We start from the raw sequence: 16,626 nt of genomic DNA on the forward strand, positions 1-16,626 counted from the left end.
ATGTCATGGAGAAAACAATCGAACAGCTGCTGCCGCTTCTGGATGTGCGGCAGGGCATCATCATATCCAAACAGGGCGATGCTACCCTGGGGTTCCGTGTGGAACTGCCGGAGCTCTTTACCTTATCGGATCCGGAGTACGAGGCCTTCCACCAGGCATGGCTGAAAGCCTTCCGTGTATTGCCTAAGCATACCGTACTGTGCAAACAGGACCGGTTTATACACAGCGGGCATACCCCGGATTTTGCAAAGGAAAGTTTTCTGTACCGCAGCAGCGAGCGTTTTTTTAACGAGCGCCCGTTCTTGGACCACAGCTGTTACCTGTACCTGACCAAAAAACCGGCCGGCAGGAAAAATGCTACCTCGCTGTTTTCCAGCCTGACACGCCCTGCGCTGCTGCCCAAAGAGACCTTGGGGGCACAGGCCCTGCAGGATTTCAGGGATGCCTGCGGGCAGTTCCAAAGGATATTGCAGGACAGCGGCTTTGTCAGCATGTCTCCCTTAGGGGATACCGATATCTACAGCGAAGCCCACAGGGTGGGGCTTTTGGAACAGTACTGTACCCTGAGCGAGAGCAAGGGCGAATACCTCTATGGTGATGTCGCTTTTGATGAGGGCCTTTTGATCAACGGAAAATACGCCCAGTTGTATACCTTGGGGGAGGCTGCGAACCTGCCCTCACTATGTGGCCCAAGAATCACCTATGACCGCTATTCGACCGACCGTACGCCTTTCAGTGTGGGGTTTGCCTCACCGCTGGGGCAGCTGCTTTCGTGCAACCACCTGTACAGCCAGTACCTGTTCTTTGAGGACAGCGCCAAAACGCTGCAGCGCATGGAAAGCAAAAGGCTGCGCCTGCAATCCCTTTCGGCTTATAGCCGTGAGAACCTGATTGCCCGGGATGCCACCAATGATTTCCTGAACGAAGCTATCAGCAAACAACGGCTTCCGGTAAAGGCCCATTTCAATATATTGGTATGGACCGAGAGGAAAGAGGAACTGAACGATTTGAAGAACAAGGTGTCATCAGCCCTTGCCCAAATGGATGCCGCTGCCAAGCAGGAGACCGTGGGGGCGCCACAGATCTGGTGGGCGGGGCTGCCGGGCAACGCCGCGGACTTTCCCATGAACGACACCTTTGACAGCTTTGCCGAACAGGCCTCCTGTTTCCTGAACCTGGAAACCGGCTACCGCAGCTCTGCCAGCCCGATGGGTATCCGCCTGGGTGACCGCCTGACCGGACGCCCCGTGCATGTGGATATCAGTGATGAGCCCATGAAAATGGGTATCTGCACCAACCGCAACAAGTTCATACTCGGCCCTTCGGGCAGCGGAAAATCCTTTTTTACCAACCATATGGTACGCAGCTACTACGAGCAGGGCACCCATGTGGTGCTGGTGGATGTGGGGCACAGCTACAAGGGGCTTTGCGATATGGTGGGCGGGTACTACTTCACCTATGAGGAGCACAACCCCATCCGGTTCAATCCTTTTTATATCGGGGAAGGCGACCGCCTGGATACCGAGAAGAAGGAAAGCATCAAAACCCTGCTGCTGGCCTTGTGGAAAAAGGATACGGAGACTTTCCGCCGCAGCGAGTACGTGGCACTTTCCAATGCATTGCAGCTGTATTACGAGAAACTGGAGGCTAATACGGCGCTGTTCCCTGGATTTGACTCCTTTTACGAATTCCTGCGGGATGATTTTACCGCGGTACTGGAACAGGATAAGGTCAAGGAGCGCGACTTTGACATAGGGAATTTCCTGTACGTACTGCGCCCGTACTACCGGGGCGGCGAATTCGATTACCTGCTGAATGCTACGGCCAACCTGGAACTTTTGCAGGAACGCTTTATCGTATTTGAACTGGACAACATCAAGGACCATCCCATATTGTTTCCTGTGGTGACCATTATCATCATGGAGGTGTTTATCAGCAAGATGCGCAAGCTGAAAGGGATACGAAAAATGATCCTGATTGAGGAAGCGTGGAAAGCGATTGCCCGTGAAGGCATGGCCGAGTACATCAAGTACCTTTTTAAGACGGTACGTAAATTCTTCGGGGAGGCCATTGTGGTGACCCAGGAAGTGGAGGACATCATTTCCTCCCCCGTGGTCAAGCAGGCGATTATCAACAACAGCGATTGCAAGATCCTATTGGACCAGCGCAAATACCAGAACAAATTTGACCAGATACAGGAACTGCTGGGACTGACCGAAAAGGAAAAGGCACTGGTGCTTTCGGTCAATAAGGCGAACGATCCCGACAAACACTATAAAGAGGTATTTATCTCCCTTGGCGGGGTACTTTCCAAGGTGTACCGCACTGAGGTCTCCCCGGAGGAATATTATGCCTATACCACCGAGGAAAGCGAAAAGGTCAGGGTGCAGCAATACGCCGCCCGCTTTGGCGGGGATGTGCGTAGGGGTATCGCAGCCTTAGTGCAGGAACTACACGAGAATAAACCTAAATGAAACGCTATGAAAACAATTGGAAAAATAATGGTCTGCCTGCTGCTGCTCAGCAGTATCGAGGCACGCCCTGCGACTGCCGCGCCGCCCATTTTTGGGATTATCCGCGCCGCAGTGGTAAAAGCGATTAAGGCAATGGACCTAAAGATACAGAAACTGCAGAACAAAACCATCTGGCTGCAGAATGCTCAAAAGGAAATTGAGAATACCCTTTCGAAGGTAAAACTGGATGAGATCTCCGACTGGACCAAGAAGCAGAAGGAACTGTACCAGGACTATTACGACGAGCTCAAAGCGGTTAAGTCTATTATTACCCAGTACCAGCGCATTCGCGACATTACCGACAAACAGGCCCGCCTGCTCTCGGAATACCAGCGTGCCTGGCAGCTCTTCCAACAGGACGAGTATTTTACCGCGGACGAACTCGACTATATAGAGCAGGTGTATAGCGGCATCCTTGCCGAGAGCCTTTCCAATATGGAGCTGATCTTTTCGATTATCGAATCCTATACCACCAGCATGAGTGATGCCCAGCGCCTGGAACTCATCAATGAAGCGGCGGACCAGATTGACCGCAGCTACGACGACCTGAGACGCTTTAACGGGCAGAATGTGCTTCTGAGCCTGCAACGTGCCAAGACCTCGAAAGAAGTGGAGCAGTTGCGCAGGTTGTACGGCAGTGTACACTAAAACAATACCGCGATGAAAACACTATTGACCATAACAGCCCTGCTGTTGTCCTTTGTACTAGTTGCGCAGTCAAGCCGCGACCGGGTTATGCTGCAGCAGATCGCAGCCCTTAAGACCTACGGCAGCTACCTGAAAAAAGGCTACCGTATCGCCCGTGACGGGTTAAATTTTATCGGAGACCTGAAGGAAGGCGAGCTGAACCTGCACAGCTTGTTTTTTGATGGGCTGGATAACGTAAGCCCTTTTGTGCAGGACTATCCCAAAGCAGGTGCCATTATCACGCTGAATACCCGCATCACAGCGTTGCAGGAAAAACTGTCCGGCCAGCTCGACGGTGCCCTTTTCTATGGGAATGAGAAAGACTATATCCGAAGGGTCATCGCGCGCGTGTTGCAAGGTTGTGCCGATGACCTTGAGGAGCTGGAAGCTGTGCTGTCCCAAACCGGCTACACCGCTGATGATGCCGGGCGCATTGACCGTATTGACGCGCTTTATGCCAATACGGAAGACCGCTACCGCTTTGCCCGTGACTTTTACGATCAGTGCATGCTACTGGTAAACGCCAGGGCACGCGAAGCCCGAAACGTGCAACAAAGTGAACGCCTGTACAACCTAAATCCATAACTATGAAAGCACTTCGAAAACTACTGTTTGCAAGCTTAATGTTTTTAATTACCGTTCAGGGCAACGCCCAGGTACAGGAACTCAAGCAGCTCGCACTGAATATTGAAAAACTGGCACAGTTCAGGGCCATACTCAAAGACATGAAGGAAGGCTATGAGATACTCACCAAGGGGTACAACACCGTAAAGGACCTGACCGAGGGCAATTTCGACCTGCACAAGACCTTTTTGGATGCACTGCTGCAGGTCAGCCCTGCGGTACGCAATTACAAAAGGGTAGGGGAGATCATCGATTACCAGGTGGAGCTGGTCGGCAATTCGGGCCGCCAACGCAACAAGCTGCAGTCCAGCGGGCTTTTTGCCCCTGAGGAACTCGACTATTTCGCGCAGGTATACGACCGTATCTTTCGGGAGAGCCTGCGCGATCTGGAAGAGCTGACGGCGGTACTGACCGCTGGGGAGCTGCGCATGTCGGATGAGGAACGCCTTGCGGCCATCGACAGGATCTATCTGTCGGTACAGGACAAATGCCTTTTCGTAAGGGATTTCAATTCGCAGACCGGCATACTCGCCCTGCAACGCGGCAGGGAAGCCCATGATGTGGAAGCCCTTAGGTTATTGACCCAAACCAACCCTTAAACTGATTGTTATGGCTATTAAATATAAAAAAAAACTATGGGGCATGGCAGCAGTAATGCTGCTTCCCGCTGTAGGCTACAGCCAGTCCATGGCAGAGGAGATGAACGGCCTTCATGCCGTGCTGGACCAGTTGTACGACGAGATGATGCCCCTGTGCAGCGACCTTATCGGGATATCCCAGGGTATTGCCGGTTTTGCGGCCCTCTTCTATATCGCCTCACGGGTATGGCGGCACTTGGCCAATGCGGAGCCCATCGATTTCTATCCGCTGTTCCGTCCCTTTGTGATTGGTTTCTGCATTATTTCCTTTCCGCTGGTCATTGCCATTATCAACGGCATTATGAAACCCGCGGTCAGCGCTACCGATACCATGGTAGAAAATTCCAATGCCGCTATCGAAGAACTACTGCGCCAGAAGGAGGAAGCCATCAAGACTACGGATGCCTGGCAGATGTACGTGGGGGAAGACGGCAGTGGCGACCGGGAACGCTGGTACAAATATACCCACGAGGAGGATTCCGGATCCGGGGAAGGACTGATTGAGAGCATTGGCAACGACATCAAGTTTGCCATGGCCAAGGCTTCCTACAATTTCAGGAATTCGGTCAAGGAATGGATGAGCGAGGTATTACGCGTCCTTTTTGAGGCTGCGGCCCTTTGTATCGATACCCTGCGTACCTTCCAGCTGATTGTCCTGGCGATACTGGGACCACTGGTATTCGGACTGTCTGTCTTTGACGGATTCCAGCATACCCTGACCGTTTGGCTGGCCCGCTATATCAATGTCTTCCTGTGGCTGCCCGTAGCCAACATTTTTGGAGGTATTATCGGAAAGATACAGGAAAAGATGTTACAGGTCGACATCGCACAGGTCAATGAGTACGGGGATACCTTTTTCAGCAGGACCGATATTGCATACCTGGTCTTTATGATCATCGGTATCATCGGGTACTTTACCGTACCCTCAGTCGCTAATTACATTGTACACGCCGGCGGGGGCGGGGCTTTTGGACAGAAGGTAACCAGTATTTTCGGGGGTACCGCCACGGCCGCAGCACGTACCGCTTCCATGGGAGCCGGTATGGCAGCCGACGGGCTTGGGGATGCAGTAGGGAGGATGTCGGGGAGTTATTCCGGCCATGGCAGCAGCGGCCCCTATTTCGATAACGACAATTATATGAAAGATAAAGTAAAAGGCAAAGAATCATGATGTTTACAAAAATTGACAACCTTGAAACCGCTTTCCGCCATGTAAAAACCTTTACGATGGTCGTGGTGGTGGCCAGTGCCCTGGTGAGTGTCTTCGCCCTCTACCAGAGCTACACGACGGTACACCGCCTGCAGGACAAGATCTATGTGCTGGCCAATGGCAAGGCTATCGAAGCTTATGCCTCGGACCGCAGGGACAACATCGCGGTGGAAGCGCGCGACCACGTGCGCAATTTCCATCATTATTTCTTTACCCTTGACCCGGACGACAAGGTCATCCGTGAGAACGTGGCAAAGGCGCTGTACCTGGCCGACAACTCGGCAAAACGGGTGTATGACGACCTTAAGGAAGCCGGGTACTACTCCGGTATCATTTCGGGGAACATCAGCCAAGGCATCACCATAGACAGTATTGTGGTGAGCGTCGAGAACTATCCCTTTTACTTCCGCTGCTATGCCAAGCAGCAGATCGTAAGGCCGACCAGCATCCTTAAGCGCAACCTGATTACCGAGGGTAACCTGAGGAACGTATCGCGCAGCGACAACAACCCGCACGGTTTCCTGATCGAGCGATGGCGTACGCTCGACAATAAAGATATCGGAACCGAAAACCGCCATTAGCCATGATCGATAAAAATCAAAATAAAGTGTATAAGCCCAGCCTACCGCAGCACATTCACGCCTTGCGGCTCCGGACACAACTGGCATGGGTGGAATGGATGGAAGCCAAGGCAGCCCGCCTTTCCCGAAAAGGGCAGTACCTGGCCTTAAGCTTTTTTGTGGCCGTATCCGCAGGCTTTTGCATACTGATGCTCTTCGGAGGACTCGGCAATCTAATGGGTATTACTGCAAAACCGGATGCTGTCCGCAGTGTTGCCGCCCCGCGGATCAGCAGTCCCAAAGTGGCGTCTGATGATTCCGTGCTGGAGGAACGGCTAGCTGCGTTCCAGCATTACTGGGACAGCCTTTCAAGAACCGCATCCGGACGAAAGACCCGCGACAGTTTGCTGCAAGCCCGGCCCGGATTGCTGGACAGCATTCGCAGAGCCGAACAATTAATTGCAACTCAAAAACACGATTCCGATGAAAAACAATGAACCCGCACCGATGCGCAGGAAAAGAAAAATCCTTTGGCTCCTGCCGCTTTTACTGCTTCCCTTTACCACGCTCTTCTTTTGGGCCATGGGAGGGGGAACACCGACCACTGCCGAGGGACAGCCCAAACGCGGCTTTAACCTGAAGCTGCCTGCTGCCAACCTGGAAGATGAAGCATCCTTCGATAAGATGCAATATTACGACAAGGCCGCACAGGATTCCAGCAAGATCAATGACCTGAGGAAAAAAGACCCAAACTACTCGTATGACACGCTTAACGAAACGACCGATTCGGTTACCGGTAACGGCAGGCAGCGCAGCGGGCTGACCATAAGCAGTTTCCAAAGCCCTCAGGAGAAAAAAGTCTATGAACAGCTGGAAGCATTACAACGTGCTGTCAGCAGGCCACCTAAAGGCAAAATAGTACCACCTGCTGAACCTGCTGTTGAACAGCCTGCACACATTAACAGCCAGAGCAGGGCATTGGAAGAGATGTTGCAATCCATGGAAACGGCATCAGAACCAGACCCCGAACTGGCACAAATAGGAGGTATGCTGGAAAGTATACTCGACATACAGTATCCTGAGCGCGTACAACAGAAACTACGCGAACAGTCCAAAAGCAACAGGGGCAGGGTCTATGGCATTACCACACAACAGGACGAGGAGGTGGTATCCAGCATAGCATCACAACAGTCACATAAAATCACCTTTACACCCACCACTGTCCATACCGGTTTCTACGGCCTTGACGAAGTGACCACGGAAACCTTTCAGAATAATGCGGTATCGGCTGTCATTGCCGAGACACAGACCGTGGTCAACGGCGCTACGGTAAAAATGGAACTGGACCAGGAAATCTACATTAATGGTCAGGTGATCCCGAAAGGCACTTTTGTGGTAGGTACGGCTTCCCTGAAGGGGGAACGCCTTACCATCGAGATACAGAGCATCCGACACGGCAATTCCTTATTCCCCGTGGAGCTTGCCGTATACGACCTGGACGGGCTAAGCGGTATTTACATACCCGGAGCCATCAACAGGGATGTCGCCAAAACCTCGGCAGATCGCTCCATGCAGACCCTGGGTGTTACCACCCTGAAAGATTCCTGGAGTGCGCAGGCGGCAGGTGCCGGCATTGAAGCGGCTAAAGGACTGTTCAGCAAAAAAGTAAAGCTGGTAAAAGTAACCCTTAAAAAGGGCTACCGTATCCTGCTTAAAGATGAACAACAAGATAAGTAACCCTAATAATCAGACTATGAAGACAATGTTTATTTTAAGATGTGCGCTGATGCTGCTGCCTGTTTGCCTATGGGCACAGTACAGCGGTTCGGCCCTGCCGGTTAACAGGGAAATCGGCATCTCGGAACAACAGACCACCAGCCTATTGTTCCCGTACCGTATCCTGGGCGTGGACAGGGGCAGCAGGGACATACTGGCTCAAAAGCCCAAGGGCCTTGAGAATATTTTGCAGATCAAGGCGGTGCAGGAAGAGTTCCTGCAATCCAACCTGACGGTGGTCACCGCGGACGGGAAACTTTACAATTTCATGTTGTATTATGAACCCTGTCCCTACTACAGCGCTTACGACTTTACGGGCAAAGCCACGGGAGCCGTCGTGGCGGAGCAGACGGACAATGCCGCAATGCTTGATACCCTGGCTTCGAAAGCCTATCATGACCGGCATCGCATCCGCCTGAATGAAAACGACAATGGGATAACCCTGTCGGTCACCGGTATGTTTGTGGAAGACGAGTATTTCTTTTACAGGATTACCATTGAAAACGCTACCAATATCAGCTACACAATAGACCGGCTTCGCTTTCTGATCCGCGATCAGAAAAGGAGCAGGCGCACCGCCTCGCAGGATATTGAGATCACTCCCATTACGGTATGGGAGCCTACTGAAAAGGTACCTCCCAATACCCTGAAGACCTTTGTGGCGGTACTGCCCAAGTTCACCATACCGGATAAAAAAAACCTTTTTGTGGAACTGACCGAGGCATCGGGGGGCAGGCACCTGCAACTGAAACTACGCAACCGTAAGGCAACGCAGGTGGTACCACTGCCGACTTTTAACGAATAACTAAAATAATGTATTATGAACGAGCGAAATTATGATTACCTGAAAGACCAGGTAAAATACACCGGCTTCGGGGAGGCACTAGAGGGCGAACTGAAGCAGCAGATGGAAAAGCAGCAACCGACTTTCAGCCTGAAGCATGATGCTTTTTACGGCGAGGACAAGGTGAGTGCTGAACTGAGTTTCAGGAAATCGGAACAGACTGACCTTTATTTTTTCAACTCCTATAGGGTAAGCCTGCAGAAAGAAGGCAGGCCGGAATCCCTGGAGCAAACCTTTTATATCAATAAGGGCAACAACATTACCCTTAAGGAAGCATATAACCTGATGGAGGGCAGGGCAGTGAACAAAGACCTGACCAGCAGGGAAGGGGAAGTGTATAACGCGTGGGTTTCTTTGGACTTCAAAGATACCGATAACAACGGCAACTTCAGGCTGAACCACTACCACGAGAATTACGGCTATGACCTTGAGGCCGCAGTGGGCAAATATCCAATTAAGGAATTGGATAATCCGTCACATAAGGAAGACCTTATGAATTCCCTGAAAAAGGGCAACCTGCAGTCGGCTACCTTTATCAAGGATGGGCAGGAGATTAAGCAGTACCTGGAAGCCAACCCGCAGTTTAAGACGGTCAATGTCTATGATGCGGACAAAAACAGGCTGGACATGCGCCAGGGTAAATCGGAACAACAGTCCCAAAACGGAGAAACATCCAAACAGCAGAACACCCGGGCTAAAAAGTCCGCTGCTGAAGAAGACGGACCGGGTGAGAAGAACGAAAAAAAGCAACGTAAAAAACAATCGTTATAGTGATGGAAGCGGATAATCCACTGGCAGTATTTTTCCAGCGCAGCCATAATGACCGAAGGCTTGGTGCAACCCATATAAGCGTTTTTGCTGCGCTGGTACAATATGCTGCTGCCAGTGGCTTTTCAAATACTGTTATGGCCTATAGCTATGAGATTATGCCTATAGCCAAGATATCAGCACTTAAAACCTATAGCCGTTGTATGCATGATCTCAATGATTACGGCTATTTGAGGTATGAACCCTCAAAGAAAAAGAATAAGCCCAGCAGTATTTATTTTGCAAGCTGATATATTTAAAAGTACCCACTCAAACCTGTAAACCATCTTATTATTATGGATAATGGAGTAAGTAAGGAAGACCTGCAGCAGTTCGGCGCCTTGCTGATCAGTACTATACGCAAGATAATCGAAAGTGACACAGGTCCCGGGAAAGACCCTGGTCAGCCTGAATGGCTGAAAAGCAGGGCCGTACGAAGGATGCTTGACATCTCCCCCGGTACGCTACAGAACCTGAGGATCACGGGCAAGGTGCGTTTCAAGAAAGTTTTAGGCTCCTACTATTATAGCAGGTATGACCTTATGGGACTGTTCAATGAAAATCCGGACAAATGACTGTAGCAGAATTCACACGGTTCATTGCGACAGTAGAGAAGGACAGGAGGCTTACGGTATGGCATCTCTCATTACTTACGGCTGTACTCTTTCTTGCCCTGAAGCAGGGCAGGGCAGAAGCAGTTAAGGTCAGTCGCAGCCAGATTATGCGCCTAGCCCATATCGCTACCCTTCCGACCTATCACAAGTATTTTAAAAGCCTCCAGCAGTTAGGCTATATCGTGTATCGACCCTCCTATCATCCGGGCGTACGCAGTGAACTGGATATAAAAAAACAACCTTGTCGATAAGGTTGTTTTTTTATACCTGCATTATTGCCATAACACTCTAAGAGTTTGTGATTAAAGCCGGGTACCTGCCAGAATCAATTAGAAGGCTTGTAAACTAGTTGTACGACACCTGAACGGAATTGATGACTCCTTATTAATTCAAGTTTTTGGCGCTCCCGTAAGTTCTCAAACAGGGGTTTGCCAGTACCTAATGCTACCGGATGAACAGATATCATGTAGATGTCTATAAGGTTATTTTCTATAAAGGTATTGATTAGGCCAGCACCACCATATAGCCAAATATCATTACCCGGTTCCTGCTTAATCTTTTTAACATTGGCTGCAATATCATTGCTTACAAAAATTGTTGTATTGTCGTTTCGTTGCTCATGTGAAAATACGTATTTCTTTTTTGCATGTACCTCCCTCCACAATGCCTTATCAGCTTCATTGGAATAGTCTTGCGGATTATATTTTCCCCATGTATCGTAACTCACCCTTCCATAAAAAATGGTATCTATATTTGATACGAAATCCTCAAATTTCATGTCATCATCAAGGATACACCAATCTACTTCCCCGTTCGGCCCTTCAATAAACCCGTCTAATGTTACCGCTAAATTCAAGATTACTTTTCTCATATGCATTCTACAAATTTTGTTATTAGATATGCAAAAGTATGATGTTGCAAATGAATTTTTTTTGGAAATATGCGACAAAATCAGAGAAGTGAGGGTGTAAGCCCTGAAAACCTTTTTACGTCATTAGACAAATGCGCATGATCGTAATAACCGCACTCAAACGCAATTTCGGAAAGACTTTTTTCTTTGGAAGAGACGATATGTTTCATAGCATTCTGAAAGCGAATTATGTTGCTGTACTCTTTCGGGCTAAGGCCTATATTTACTGCGAACATCCGTTCAAGTTGGCGCACAGTTGTGCAATGCCGGCTTGCCAACTGGCTGATAGTATGTTGCCCTTTTGATAAACCTATATCATAAAGAACCTGTTGGAAATTTCCATCAATTTGTTTTGCCCGTTCAGTATAGAATTTATTGAAATACTGAACATTGTTTTTAAGAACAAGAGCGGTATCAAAAGATTGGCAGCGGTCAAATTCAATAGTCGAATTTACCAGTTCCTTTTGTGAGGCATATTTATATAAATAAGAAAAAATACCGGGCTTTAGACAAATCCCGACCAGATTTGTATCCTGATTTACAAAGCTTTCCTTGAAAGAAGTCATCGCTCCCACAACATATGTTTTACCGTGCTCCATTTTAGATGACCCATTATCAGTTAAGCAATTATCTCCGAGATTAATAACAATACCCGGACAGCCATCAGGAAATATACGTTCCCACTGATTGTCCGTTGTATCTCCTTTAAGTTGCCAGTAGGAGTGGATGTAGGGCTGCAATGCTGGTGTTGGTATTTTTTCGAGGTAGGTCATGTGGAGTAAGTTGTCTAGCAAAAATAAAGTAAAAATATTTAACTTAATATATTACCGTTCTAACCGCTGCTTTAGCCAGTGTACATTGTAGTAATAACCTTTGACTAATAAATTTAGGTTATTAGGTAGATTCAATTGTTTTAATCCAGACAGCTCTATGCTGTCCGGATATTATACTTTTCCTTTAATAGCCGTATCTCTTTTTCGAGCTTTCCCAATATGGCAATATCTGCCTGCGACATTTTAGCCACTTTCTTGTTGAGTCGCTTATCAAGGAGAGTCATTTCTCTCCCAATAGATGCCTGTTCTGTAATAGCATAGGCTTCCGTTTGTTTTACTGATGCATGCCCAAGCATTTCCTTTACTACATGGATCGGCACATTATTGTTTAATGTAACCGTGCTCCCAAAGGTCCTGCGTGCCATGTGTGTATTAAGCGTAAAAGGAAATCCGCAGAGGTTGGCTATTTCTTTTAGGTATTCATTCATCTTTTGGTTCGATGAAACAGGCAGGACTGTTCTCCGCTGAAGGCATAAAGGATGGTCTTTGTATTTGTCAATAATTCTTAAAGCTTGTGGCAATAGAGGTATATTAGTCTCTGAACCCGTTTTTTGGCGGGCAGAGATGATCCAGAGCTTCCCGTCAATACCTTTTTTTATTTCCGCCTTTTTCAGTTGATAAACATCAATGTAAGCAAGTCCTGTATAACATTGAAACACGAAAACATCACGTACCACATTCAGCCTGTCAGTTGTGAAGTATTGGTTCTCCAGCGCATACAGTTCCTGGCTCGAAAGCGGTTTCTTAATGACCTTAGTCTTACGGCCTTTGAAGTTCTTAAACGGATCCTTCAGTATTATTTCTTTGTCTATTGCGCGCAGTACGATTTTCTTGAAATTGGCAATATACTTTAACGACGTATTATTGCTGCAATTGCGCACTGTCCGAAGATAAAATTCAAAATCTTTAATGAAGGCAAGGTCAAGATCAGCGAATTCCATATCGACACGGTTGAACTTTATTCTGATGAACTCCCTTAAGTGGTTTATCGTAATCGTAAAACGGTCCAGCGTGCCTTCTGCATACCCTTTGCCTATCAGGGCAGCCATTTCCCGGTTATGAGATTCGAACTCTTCGAGGACCTTAACACGGGGTGTAAGCCTGCCAAGGATATAATCCATAATCTTCTCCGAAGTTACAGGCTTTCCGCTATACAGCAGTTCGGTCTTGCACTCATTCACTTTCATCAGCAATGAGTCCAGGAAAAAGTTTATTGCCTTAGCATCCTCTTTATTGCCTATTGCCCGTTCTGTCTTTTGGTCCCAGCGGCTTACTTCCCATTTTCTTTTAATCGACGTTTCCCTTGGAACGCCATCTACCGTGATCCTCAGGTAGATATTCCTGAGGCTGCCTGCATTGCGGGGTGTTTTCAAAAAGAAAGACAACCCAAAACTGTTCTCTAACATAATTCAACTTTTTAGATTAATAAATGTAGAAATACAGCGTCTTAAAATCAAGTCGTTAACCTGATTTACCTGTTGATATACAGGTGTTTGAGTACAATTCTGTGGCACATTTTTCTTAGAGGCAAATGTGCCACGATTTTGCCACAAAACTTTTGTGCCGTTTTATAAATTCTGATGAAGTGCAGGGAAATAAAAAAACCTGCAAATCATTGATTTTGCAGGTTTTACACGTTTTTTTACGGGTTTTTGAAAAACTTGGAAAAGCTTGATTTTCCTTATTTTAACCCATTTCGTGGGGAGAGCAGGATTCGAACCTGCGAAGGTTTCCCAACGGATTTACAGTCCGTCCTCGTTGGCCGCTTGAGTATCTCCCCATGCTCTTTTACGAGTCATGCATTGTTGTTTAATGCGGTGCAAATATAGAACTGTTTTTTAAGTAAACAAACATATTTGCTGGTAATTTTATAACTATTTTTTAAAGTGCTGTACACTAATAAAATAAAAAATCTCCCGAGGGAGATTTTAATTTTGTATAGAAAAACTGATACTTATTTTGCTAAAAGTTCAGCAACTTTTGTTTTAAGTTCTTCACCTCTTAAATCTTTTGCCACTATCTTTCCGTTTGCATCCAGTATGAAAGTAGCCGGTATAGATTGTACCCCATATTGAACTGCGATAGGTTCTTCCCAAAACTTAAGATTAGAAACATGGTTCCAGGTTAATTTATCGGCAGCAATAGCTTCTTTCCATTTGCCTTCTTCTTTATCAAGAGAAACACCAATAATATTTAATCCTTTAGGGTGAAGTTCATTATACATTGCAACTACATTAGGATTTTCCATGCGGCATGGCTTACACCATGAAGCCCAAAAATCTATAATTGTAACTTTGCCCATAGATTCTTTTAAAGAAAGTTTTTTGCCTTCAGGTGTAGCGGCAGTAAAATCCGGTGCTGTTGCGCCAATCTCTACATTTGCTTTTGCTACCGCAGGTGCATTTGCTTTTTCAATCATTTCACCAAGCTCTTTGCCTGCTTTTGTCTTCTTTACTTCAGGATCAAGAGCGTCATATCTCTTTTTCATATCAGCATAAGGAATTTTTTCCATAGAAAAAGCTTGTTTTAGTAGTAATACAGATATATAAGCTTTAGGATTTTTGTCAACAAAGTTTTTAGAAATTTCTTTCATTTCCTTACCTATAGCTTCATAGCCTTTATTAAGCTTATTCATAACAACAGTATCCTGTTTTTTATAAGCTTCCATCATTGCTGCCTGGTTTTCTTTTTGGAAAGCCAGTATTTTTTTTCTTGGAGCAGCTATTTTGTCATAATATTCACTAAGCTTTTCGTTGTTGTAGGTACCAGTTTTTTTTGATTTAAAAATTGAATCTTTATCTACTGCAATATCAATTTCTCCTTCTTCAAGAATAAATTCGGCTTTACCATTAACCCCGTCTACTTGTATAAAATGTAATTCAGGTTCAGTAACATTACCTTTAAATGCAAATTTTCCATTTTCAACTTTTGCGGTATCAACAGAGGCATATCCCATTGCACCCTGTTTTTCAAGGAAAACATTTTTACCGTTTAAAGAAGAATCTACTGTTCCGGTAATTTCAAACTGGTTGTCTGCCAGTTTATTGCAGGACACAACAAAAGCGGAAGCAACAGCAATTAAAAGAAATTTTTTCATATATTTTTTTGGTTTATTATTTTGTGTAAAAGTATTTAAAAATCAATTGCATACTCATAGCCTTATAGAATTTATTTTATTCTTACTATCAGGAGCATGTAGGTTGTATTGCGGTTGTTTTTACATTGGTATTTTTAATACCTCCAAAGCCTTTTTCAACATTAATCATGTTATGATAACCCCGTGATTTTAGTATAGAAGCCATAATTACTGAGCGGTATCCTCCTGCACAGTGAATATAAAATTCTTCTTCTTTCGGTACTTCGGCCAGTTGTTCATTTACAAAATCAAGAGGTATATTAACAGCATTTACAACATGACCATTGCCAAACTCACCTGGTTTTCTTGAGTCAACAATAATTTTTTCTTCTTTAGCCAATGCTTCTGCAAAACTTTCCGGAGATATTGATTGTATGCTGTCAGTTTCAAATCCTGCCTCTTTCCATGCTGCAATGCCCCCTTTAAGGTATCCCAGGCTAAAATCAAATCCTACACGTGCAAGTCTGGTAATGGTTTCAGTTTCTTTTCCTTCAGGGGTTACCAGTAAAAGAGGTTGGTTTACATCTCTGATAAGAGCACCTACCCAGGGCGCAAAATTCCCATGAAGTCCAATAAATACAGATCCGGGAATATGTTCTTTTACAAAATCATCTTCATGCCTTACATCAAGCACAATAGCGTCGGTTTCATTAGCTTTTGCCATAAATTCCTGTGCTGTAAAAACAGTTTGTCCTTTTTCTATAATAGTGTCAAGGCTTTGGTATCCCTGTATATTAAGCATAACATTTTGTGGAAAATAAGCAGGGGGGGCTCCCAATCCGTCAAGAAGTTCTTTAATAAATTCTTCTTTTGTCATATCTGCTCTGAGTGCATAATTCACTTTCTTCTGATTTCCCAGTGTATCAGTTGTTTCTTTACTCATGTTTTTACCACATGCGCTGCCTGCTCCATGACTTGGATATACAATTATATCATCAGCGAGAGGCATAATTTTATTGCGAAGCGAATCAAAAAGGTGAGAAGCAAGAATATCCTGTGTAAGATCTTTCGTTAACGCCTGAGCAAGATCCGGACGACCTACATCACCAATAAATAAAGTATCTCCGGTAATTATACCATGAGTTTTTCCTATTTCATCTATTAATAAATAGCAGGTGCTTTCCAGAGTGTGGCCGGGAGTATGTATAGCTCTGATAGTATAATTACCTACTTTAAATTCCTGCCCGTCATTTGCAATAACAGCTTCAAATTCCGGCCTGGCTGTTGGCCCATATACAATTTTGGCTCCTGTTTTTTTTGCAAGATCTATATGTCCGGAAACAAAATCGGCATGAAAATGCGTTTCAAAAATGTATTTTATTGCAGCATTGTCTTTCTGAGCCTTATCTATATAGGGCTGTACTTCCCTTAAAGGATCAAAAATTGCGGCTTCACCATTGCTCTCAAGGTAATAAGCTGCCTGTGCAATGCAGCCTGTATATATTTGTTCTATTTTCATAATAAGGATATTTAA

The 16,626-nt window shown here is 46.1% G+C and carries 17 protein-coding genes and 1 tRNA gene; 12 read left to right on the forward strand and 6 right to left on the reverse strand.

The window, feature by feature from the left end; genetic code table 11:
- Nucleotides 1-5: 5 nt before the first annotated feature.
- The 12 genes from NHE85_RS12865 to NHE85_RS12920 are packed head-to-tail and all read left to right on the forward strand — an operon-like array spanning nucleotide 6 to nucleotide 10,234.
- Nucleotides 6-2,474, forward strand: a complete 2,469-nt coding sequence (locus NHE85_RS12865; RefSeq protein ID WP_252812544.1) for a TraG family conjugative transposon ATPase — start codon at nucleotides 6-8, stop codon at nucleotides 2,472-2,474.
- Nucleotides 2,475-2,480: 6 nt separating this feature from the next.
- Nucleotides 2,481-3,161, forward strand: a complete 681-nt coding sequence (locus NHE85_RS12870; RefSeq protein WP_252812545.1) for a conjugal transfer protein TraI — start codon at nucleotides 2,481-2,483, stop codon at nucleotides 3,159-3,161.
- Between the two features lie 12 nt (nucleotides 3,162-3,173).
- Nucleotides 3,174-3,785: a hypothetical protein gene (locus tag NHE85_RS12875; RefSeq protein WP_252812546.1), complete on the forward strand. Its 612-nt coding sequence runs from the start codon at nucleotides 3,174-3,176 to the stop codon at nucleotides 3,783-3,785.
- Nucleotides 3,786-3,787: 2 nt separating this feature from the next.
- The gene (locus NHE85_RS12880; RefSeq protein WP_252812547.1) at nucleotides 3,788-4,423 is read left to right on the forward strand and encodes a TerB family tellurite resistance protein; all 636 of its coding nucleotides are present in this window, start codon (nucleotides 3,788-3,790) and stop codon (nucleotides 4,421-4,423) included.
- Between the two features lie 10 nt (nucleotides 4,424-4,433).
- Nucleotides 4,434-5,633 carry a conjugative transposon protein TraJ gene (gene traJ / locus NHE85_RS12885; protein ID WP_252812548.1) on the forward strand — a complete coding sequence of 400 codons (1,200 nt, stop codon included), beginning with the start codon at nucleotides 4,434-4,436 and terminating at the stop codon, nucleotides 5,631-5,633.
- The gene (gene traK / locus NHE85_RS12890; protein WP_252812549.1) at nucleotides 5,630-6,253 is read left to right on the forward strand and encodes a conjugative transposon protein TraK; all 624 of its coding nucleotides are present in this window, start codon (nucleotides 5,630-5,632) and stop codon (nucleotides 6,251-6,253) included. The genes traJ and traK overlap by 4 nt, the downstream gene beginning before the upstream one ends.
- A gap of 2 nt (nucleotides 6,254-6,255) precedes the next feature.
- Nucleotides 6,256-6,729 carry a hypothetical protein gene (locus tag NHE85_RS12895; protein WP_252812550.1) on the forward strand — a complete coding sequence of 158 codons (474 nt, stop codon included), beginning with the start codon at nucleotides 6,256-6,258 and terminating at the stop codon, nucleotides 6,727-6,729.
- Nucleotides 6,716-7,969 carry a conjugative transposon protein TraM gene (gene traM / locus NHE85_RS12900; protein WP_252812551.1) on the forward strand — a complete coding sequence of 418 codons (1,254 nt, stop codon included), beginning with the start codon at nucleotides 6,716-6,718 and terminating at the stop codon, nucleotides 7,967-7,969. Before NHE85_RS12895 ends, traM begins: the two co-directional genes overlap by 14 nt.
- Nucleotides 7,970-7,985: 16 nt before the next feature.
- Nucleotides 7,986-8,813 (forward strand): conjugative transposon protein TraN, encoded by an 828-nt coding sequence (traN, locus tag NHE85_RS12905; protein WP_252812552.1) that lies wholly within the window; start codon nucleotides 7,986-7,988, stop codon nucleotides 8,811-8,813.
- A 15-nt stretch (nucleotides 8,814-8,828) separates the two neighbouring features.
- Nucleotides 8,829-9,623, forward strand: a complete 795-nt coding sequence (locus NHE85_RS12910) for a hypothetical protein (RefSeq protein ID WP_252812553.1) — start codon at nucleotides 8,829-8,831, stop codon at nucleotides 9,621-9,623.
- A gap of 2 nt (nucleotides 9,624-9,625) precedes the next feature.
- Nucleotides 9,626-9,910 carry a hypothetical protein gene (locus NHE85_RS12915; protein ID WP_252812554.1) on the forward strand — a complete coding sequence of 95 codons (285 nt, stop codon included), beginning with the start codon at nucleotides 9,626-9,628 and terminating at the stop codon, nucleotides 9,908-9,910.
- A 45-nt stretch (nucleotides 9,911-9,955) separates the two neighbouring features.
- A complete protein-coding gene (locus NHE85_RS12920) occupies nucleotides 9,956-10,234 on the forward strand; it encodes a helix-turn-helix domain-containing protein (RefSeq protein ID WP_252812555.1) in 279 nt (92 codons plus the stop codon).
- A gap of 364 nt (nucleotides 10,235-10,598) precedes the next feature.
- On the opposite strand, the gene NHE85_RS12925 is transcribed toward NHE85_RS12920, so the two are convergent.
- The 6 genes from NHE85_RS12925 to NHE85_RS12950 form a co-directional block, all read right to left on the reverse strand.
- The gene (locus tag NHE85_RS12925) at nucleotides 10,599-11,144 is read right to left on the reverse strand and encodes a dihydrofolate reductase family protein (RefSeq protein ID WP_252812556.1); all 546 of its coding nucleotides are present in this window, start codon (nucleotides 11,142-11,144) and stop codon (nucleotides 10,599-10,601) included.
- Nucleotides 11,145-11,224: 80 nt separating this feature from the next.
- Nucleotides 11,225-11,956, reverse strand: coding sequence for a helix-turn-helix domain-containing protein (locus NHE85_RS12930; protein ID WP_252812557.1), 732 nt, complete (start codon nucleotides 11,954-11,956; stop codon nucleotides 11,225-11,227).
- A gap of 155 nt (nucleotides 11,957-12,111) precedes the next feature.
- Nucleotides 12,112-13,422, reverse strand: coding sequence for a site-specific integrase (locus NHE85_RS12935; protein ID WP_252812558.1), 1,311 nt, complete (start codon nucleotides 13,420-13,422; stop codon nucleotides 12,112-12,114).
- Between the two features lie 293 nt (nucleotides 13,423-13,715).
- Nucleotides 13,716-13,796, reverse strand: a tRNA-Tyr gene (locus NHE85_RS12940).
- Between the two features lie 174 nt (nucleotides 13,797-13,970).
- On the reverse strand, nucleotides 13,971-15,113 hold the full coding sequence (locus tag NHE85_RS12945) for a TlpA disulfide reductase family protein (RefSeq protein WP_252812559.1): 1,143 nt from the start codon (nucleotides 15,111-15,113) through the stop codon (nucleotides 13,971-13,973).
- Between the two features lie 88 nt (nucleotides 15,114-15,201).
- Complete coding sequence (locus NHE85_RS12950) at nucleotides 15,202-16,611, reverse strand: rhodanese-like domain-containing protein (RefSeq protein ID WP_252812560.1); 1,410 nt, start codon at nucleotides 16,609-16,611, stop codon at nucleotides 15,202-15,204.
- Between the last annotated feature and the right edge of the window lie 15 nt (nucleotides 16,612-16,626).

It is taken from the genome of Flavobacterium sp. NRK1 (genome assembly GCF_024054175.1).
In the GTDB taxonomy this organism is placed as follows: Bacteria; Bacteroidota; Bacteroidia; order Flavobacteriales; family Flavobacteriaceae; genus Flavobacterium.

Coding starts and splice junctions, on each gene's coding strand:
- NHE85_RS12950 (WP_252812560.1), bottom strand. CDS start 16,611: ATGAAAATAGAACAAATATATACAGGCTGCATTGCACAGGCAGCTTAT.
- NHE85_RS12925 (WP_252812556.1), bottom strand. CDS start 11,144: ATGAGAAAAGTAATCTTGAATTTAGCGGTAACATTAGACGGGTTTATT.
- NHE85_RS12875 (WP_252812546.1), top strand. CDS start 3,174: ATGAAAACACTATTGACCATAACAGCCCTGCTGTTGTCCTTTGTACTA.
- traN (WP_252812552.1), top strand. CDS start 7,986: ATGAAGACAATGTTTATTTTAAGATGTGCGCTGATGCTGCTGCCTGTT.
- traK (WP_252812549.1), top strand. CDS start 5,630: ATGATGTTTACAAAAATTGACAACCTTGAAACCGCTTTCCGCCATGTA.
- NHE85_RS12910 (WP_252812553.1), top strand. CDS start 8,829: ATGAACGAGCGAAATTATGATTACCTGAAAGACCAGGTAAAATACACC.
- NHE85_RS12945 (WP_252812559.1), bottom strand. CDS start 15,113: ATGAAAAAATTTCTTTTAATTGCTGTTGCTTCCGCTTTTGTTGTGTCC.
- NHE85_RS12880 (WP_252812547.1), top strand. CDS start 3,788: ATGAAAGCACTTCGAAAACTACTGTTTGCAAGCTTAATGTTTTTAATT.
- NHE85_RS12935 (WP_252812558.1), bottom strand. CDS start 13,422: ATGTTAGAGAACAGTTTTGGGTTGTCTTTCTTTTTGAAAACACCCCGC.
- NHE85_RS12895 (WP_252812550.1), top strand. CDS start 6,256: ATGATCGATAAAAATCAAAATAAAGTGTATAAGCCCAGCCTACCGCAG.
- traM (WP_252812551.1), top strand. CDS start 6,716: ATGAAAAACAATGAACCCGCACCGATGCGCAGGAAAAGAAAAATCCTT.
- traJ (WP_252812548.1), top strand. CDS start 4,434: ATGGCTATTAAATATAAAAAAAAACTATGGGGCATGGCAGCAGTAATG.
- NHE85_RS12865 (WP_252812544.1), top strand. CDS start 6: ATGGAGAAAACAATCGAACAGCTGCTGCCGCTTCTGGATGTGCGGCAG.
- NHE85_RS12930 (WP_252812557.1), bottom strand. CDS start 11,956: ATGACCTACCTCGAAAAAATACCAACACCAGCATTGCAGCCCTACATC.
- NHE85_RS12870 (WP_252812545.1), top strand. CDS start 2,481: ATGAAAACAATTGGAAAAATAATGGTCTGCCTGCTGCTGCTCAGCAGT.
- NHE85_RS12920 (WP_252812555.1), top strand. CDS start 9,956: ATGGATAATGGAGTAAGTAAGGAAGACCTGCAGCAGTTCGGCGCCTTG.
- NHE85_RS12915 (WP_252812554.1), top strand. CDS start 9,626: ATGGAAGCGGATAATCCACTGGCAGTATTTTTCCAGCGCAGCCATAAT.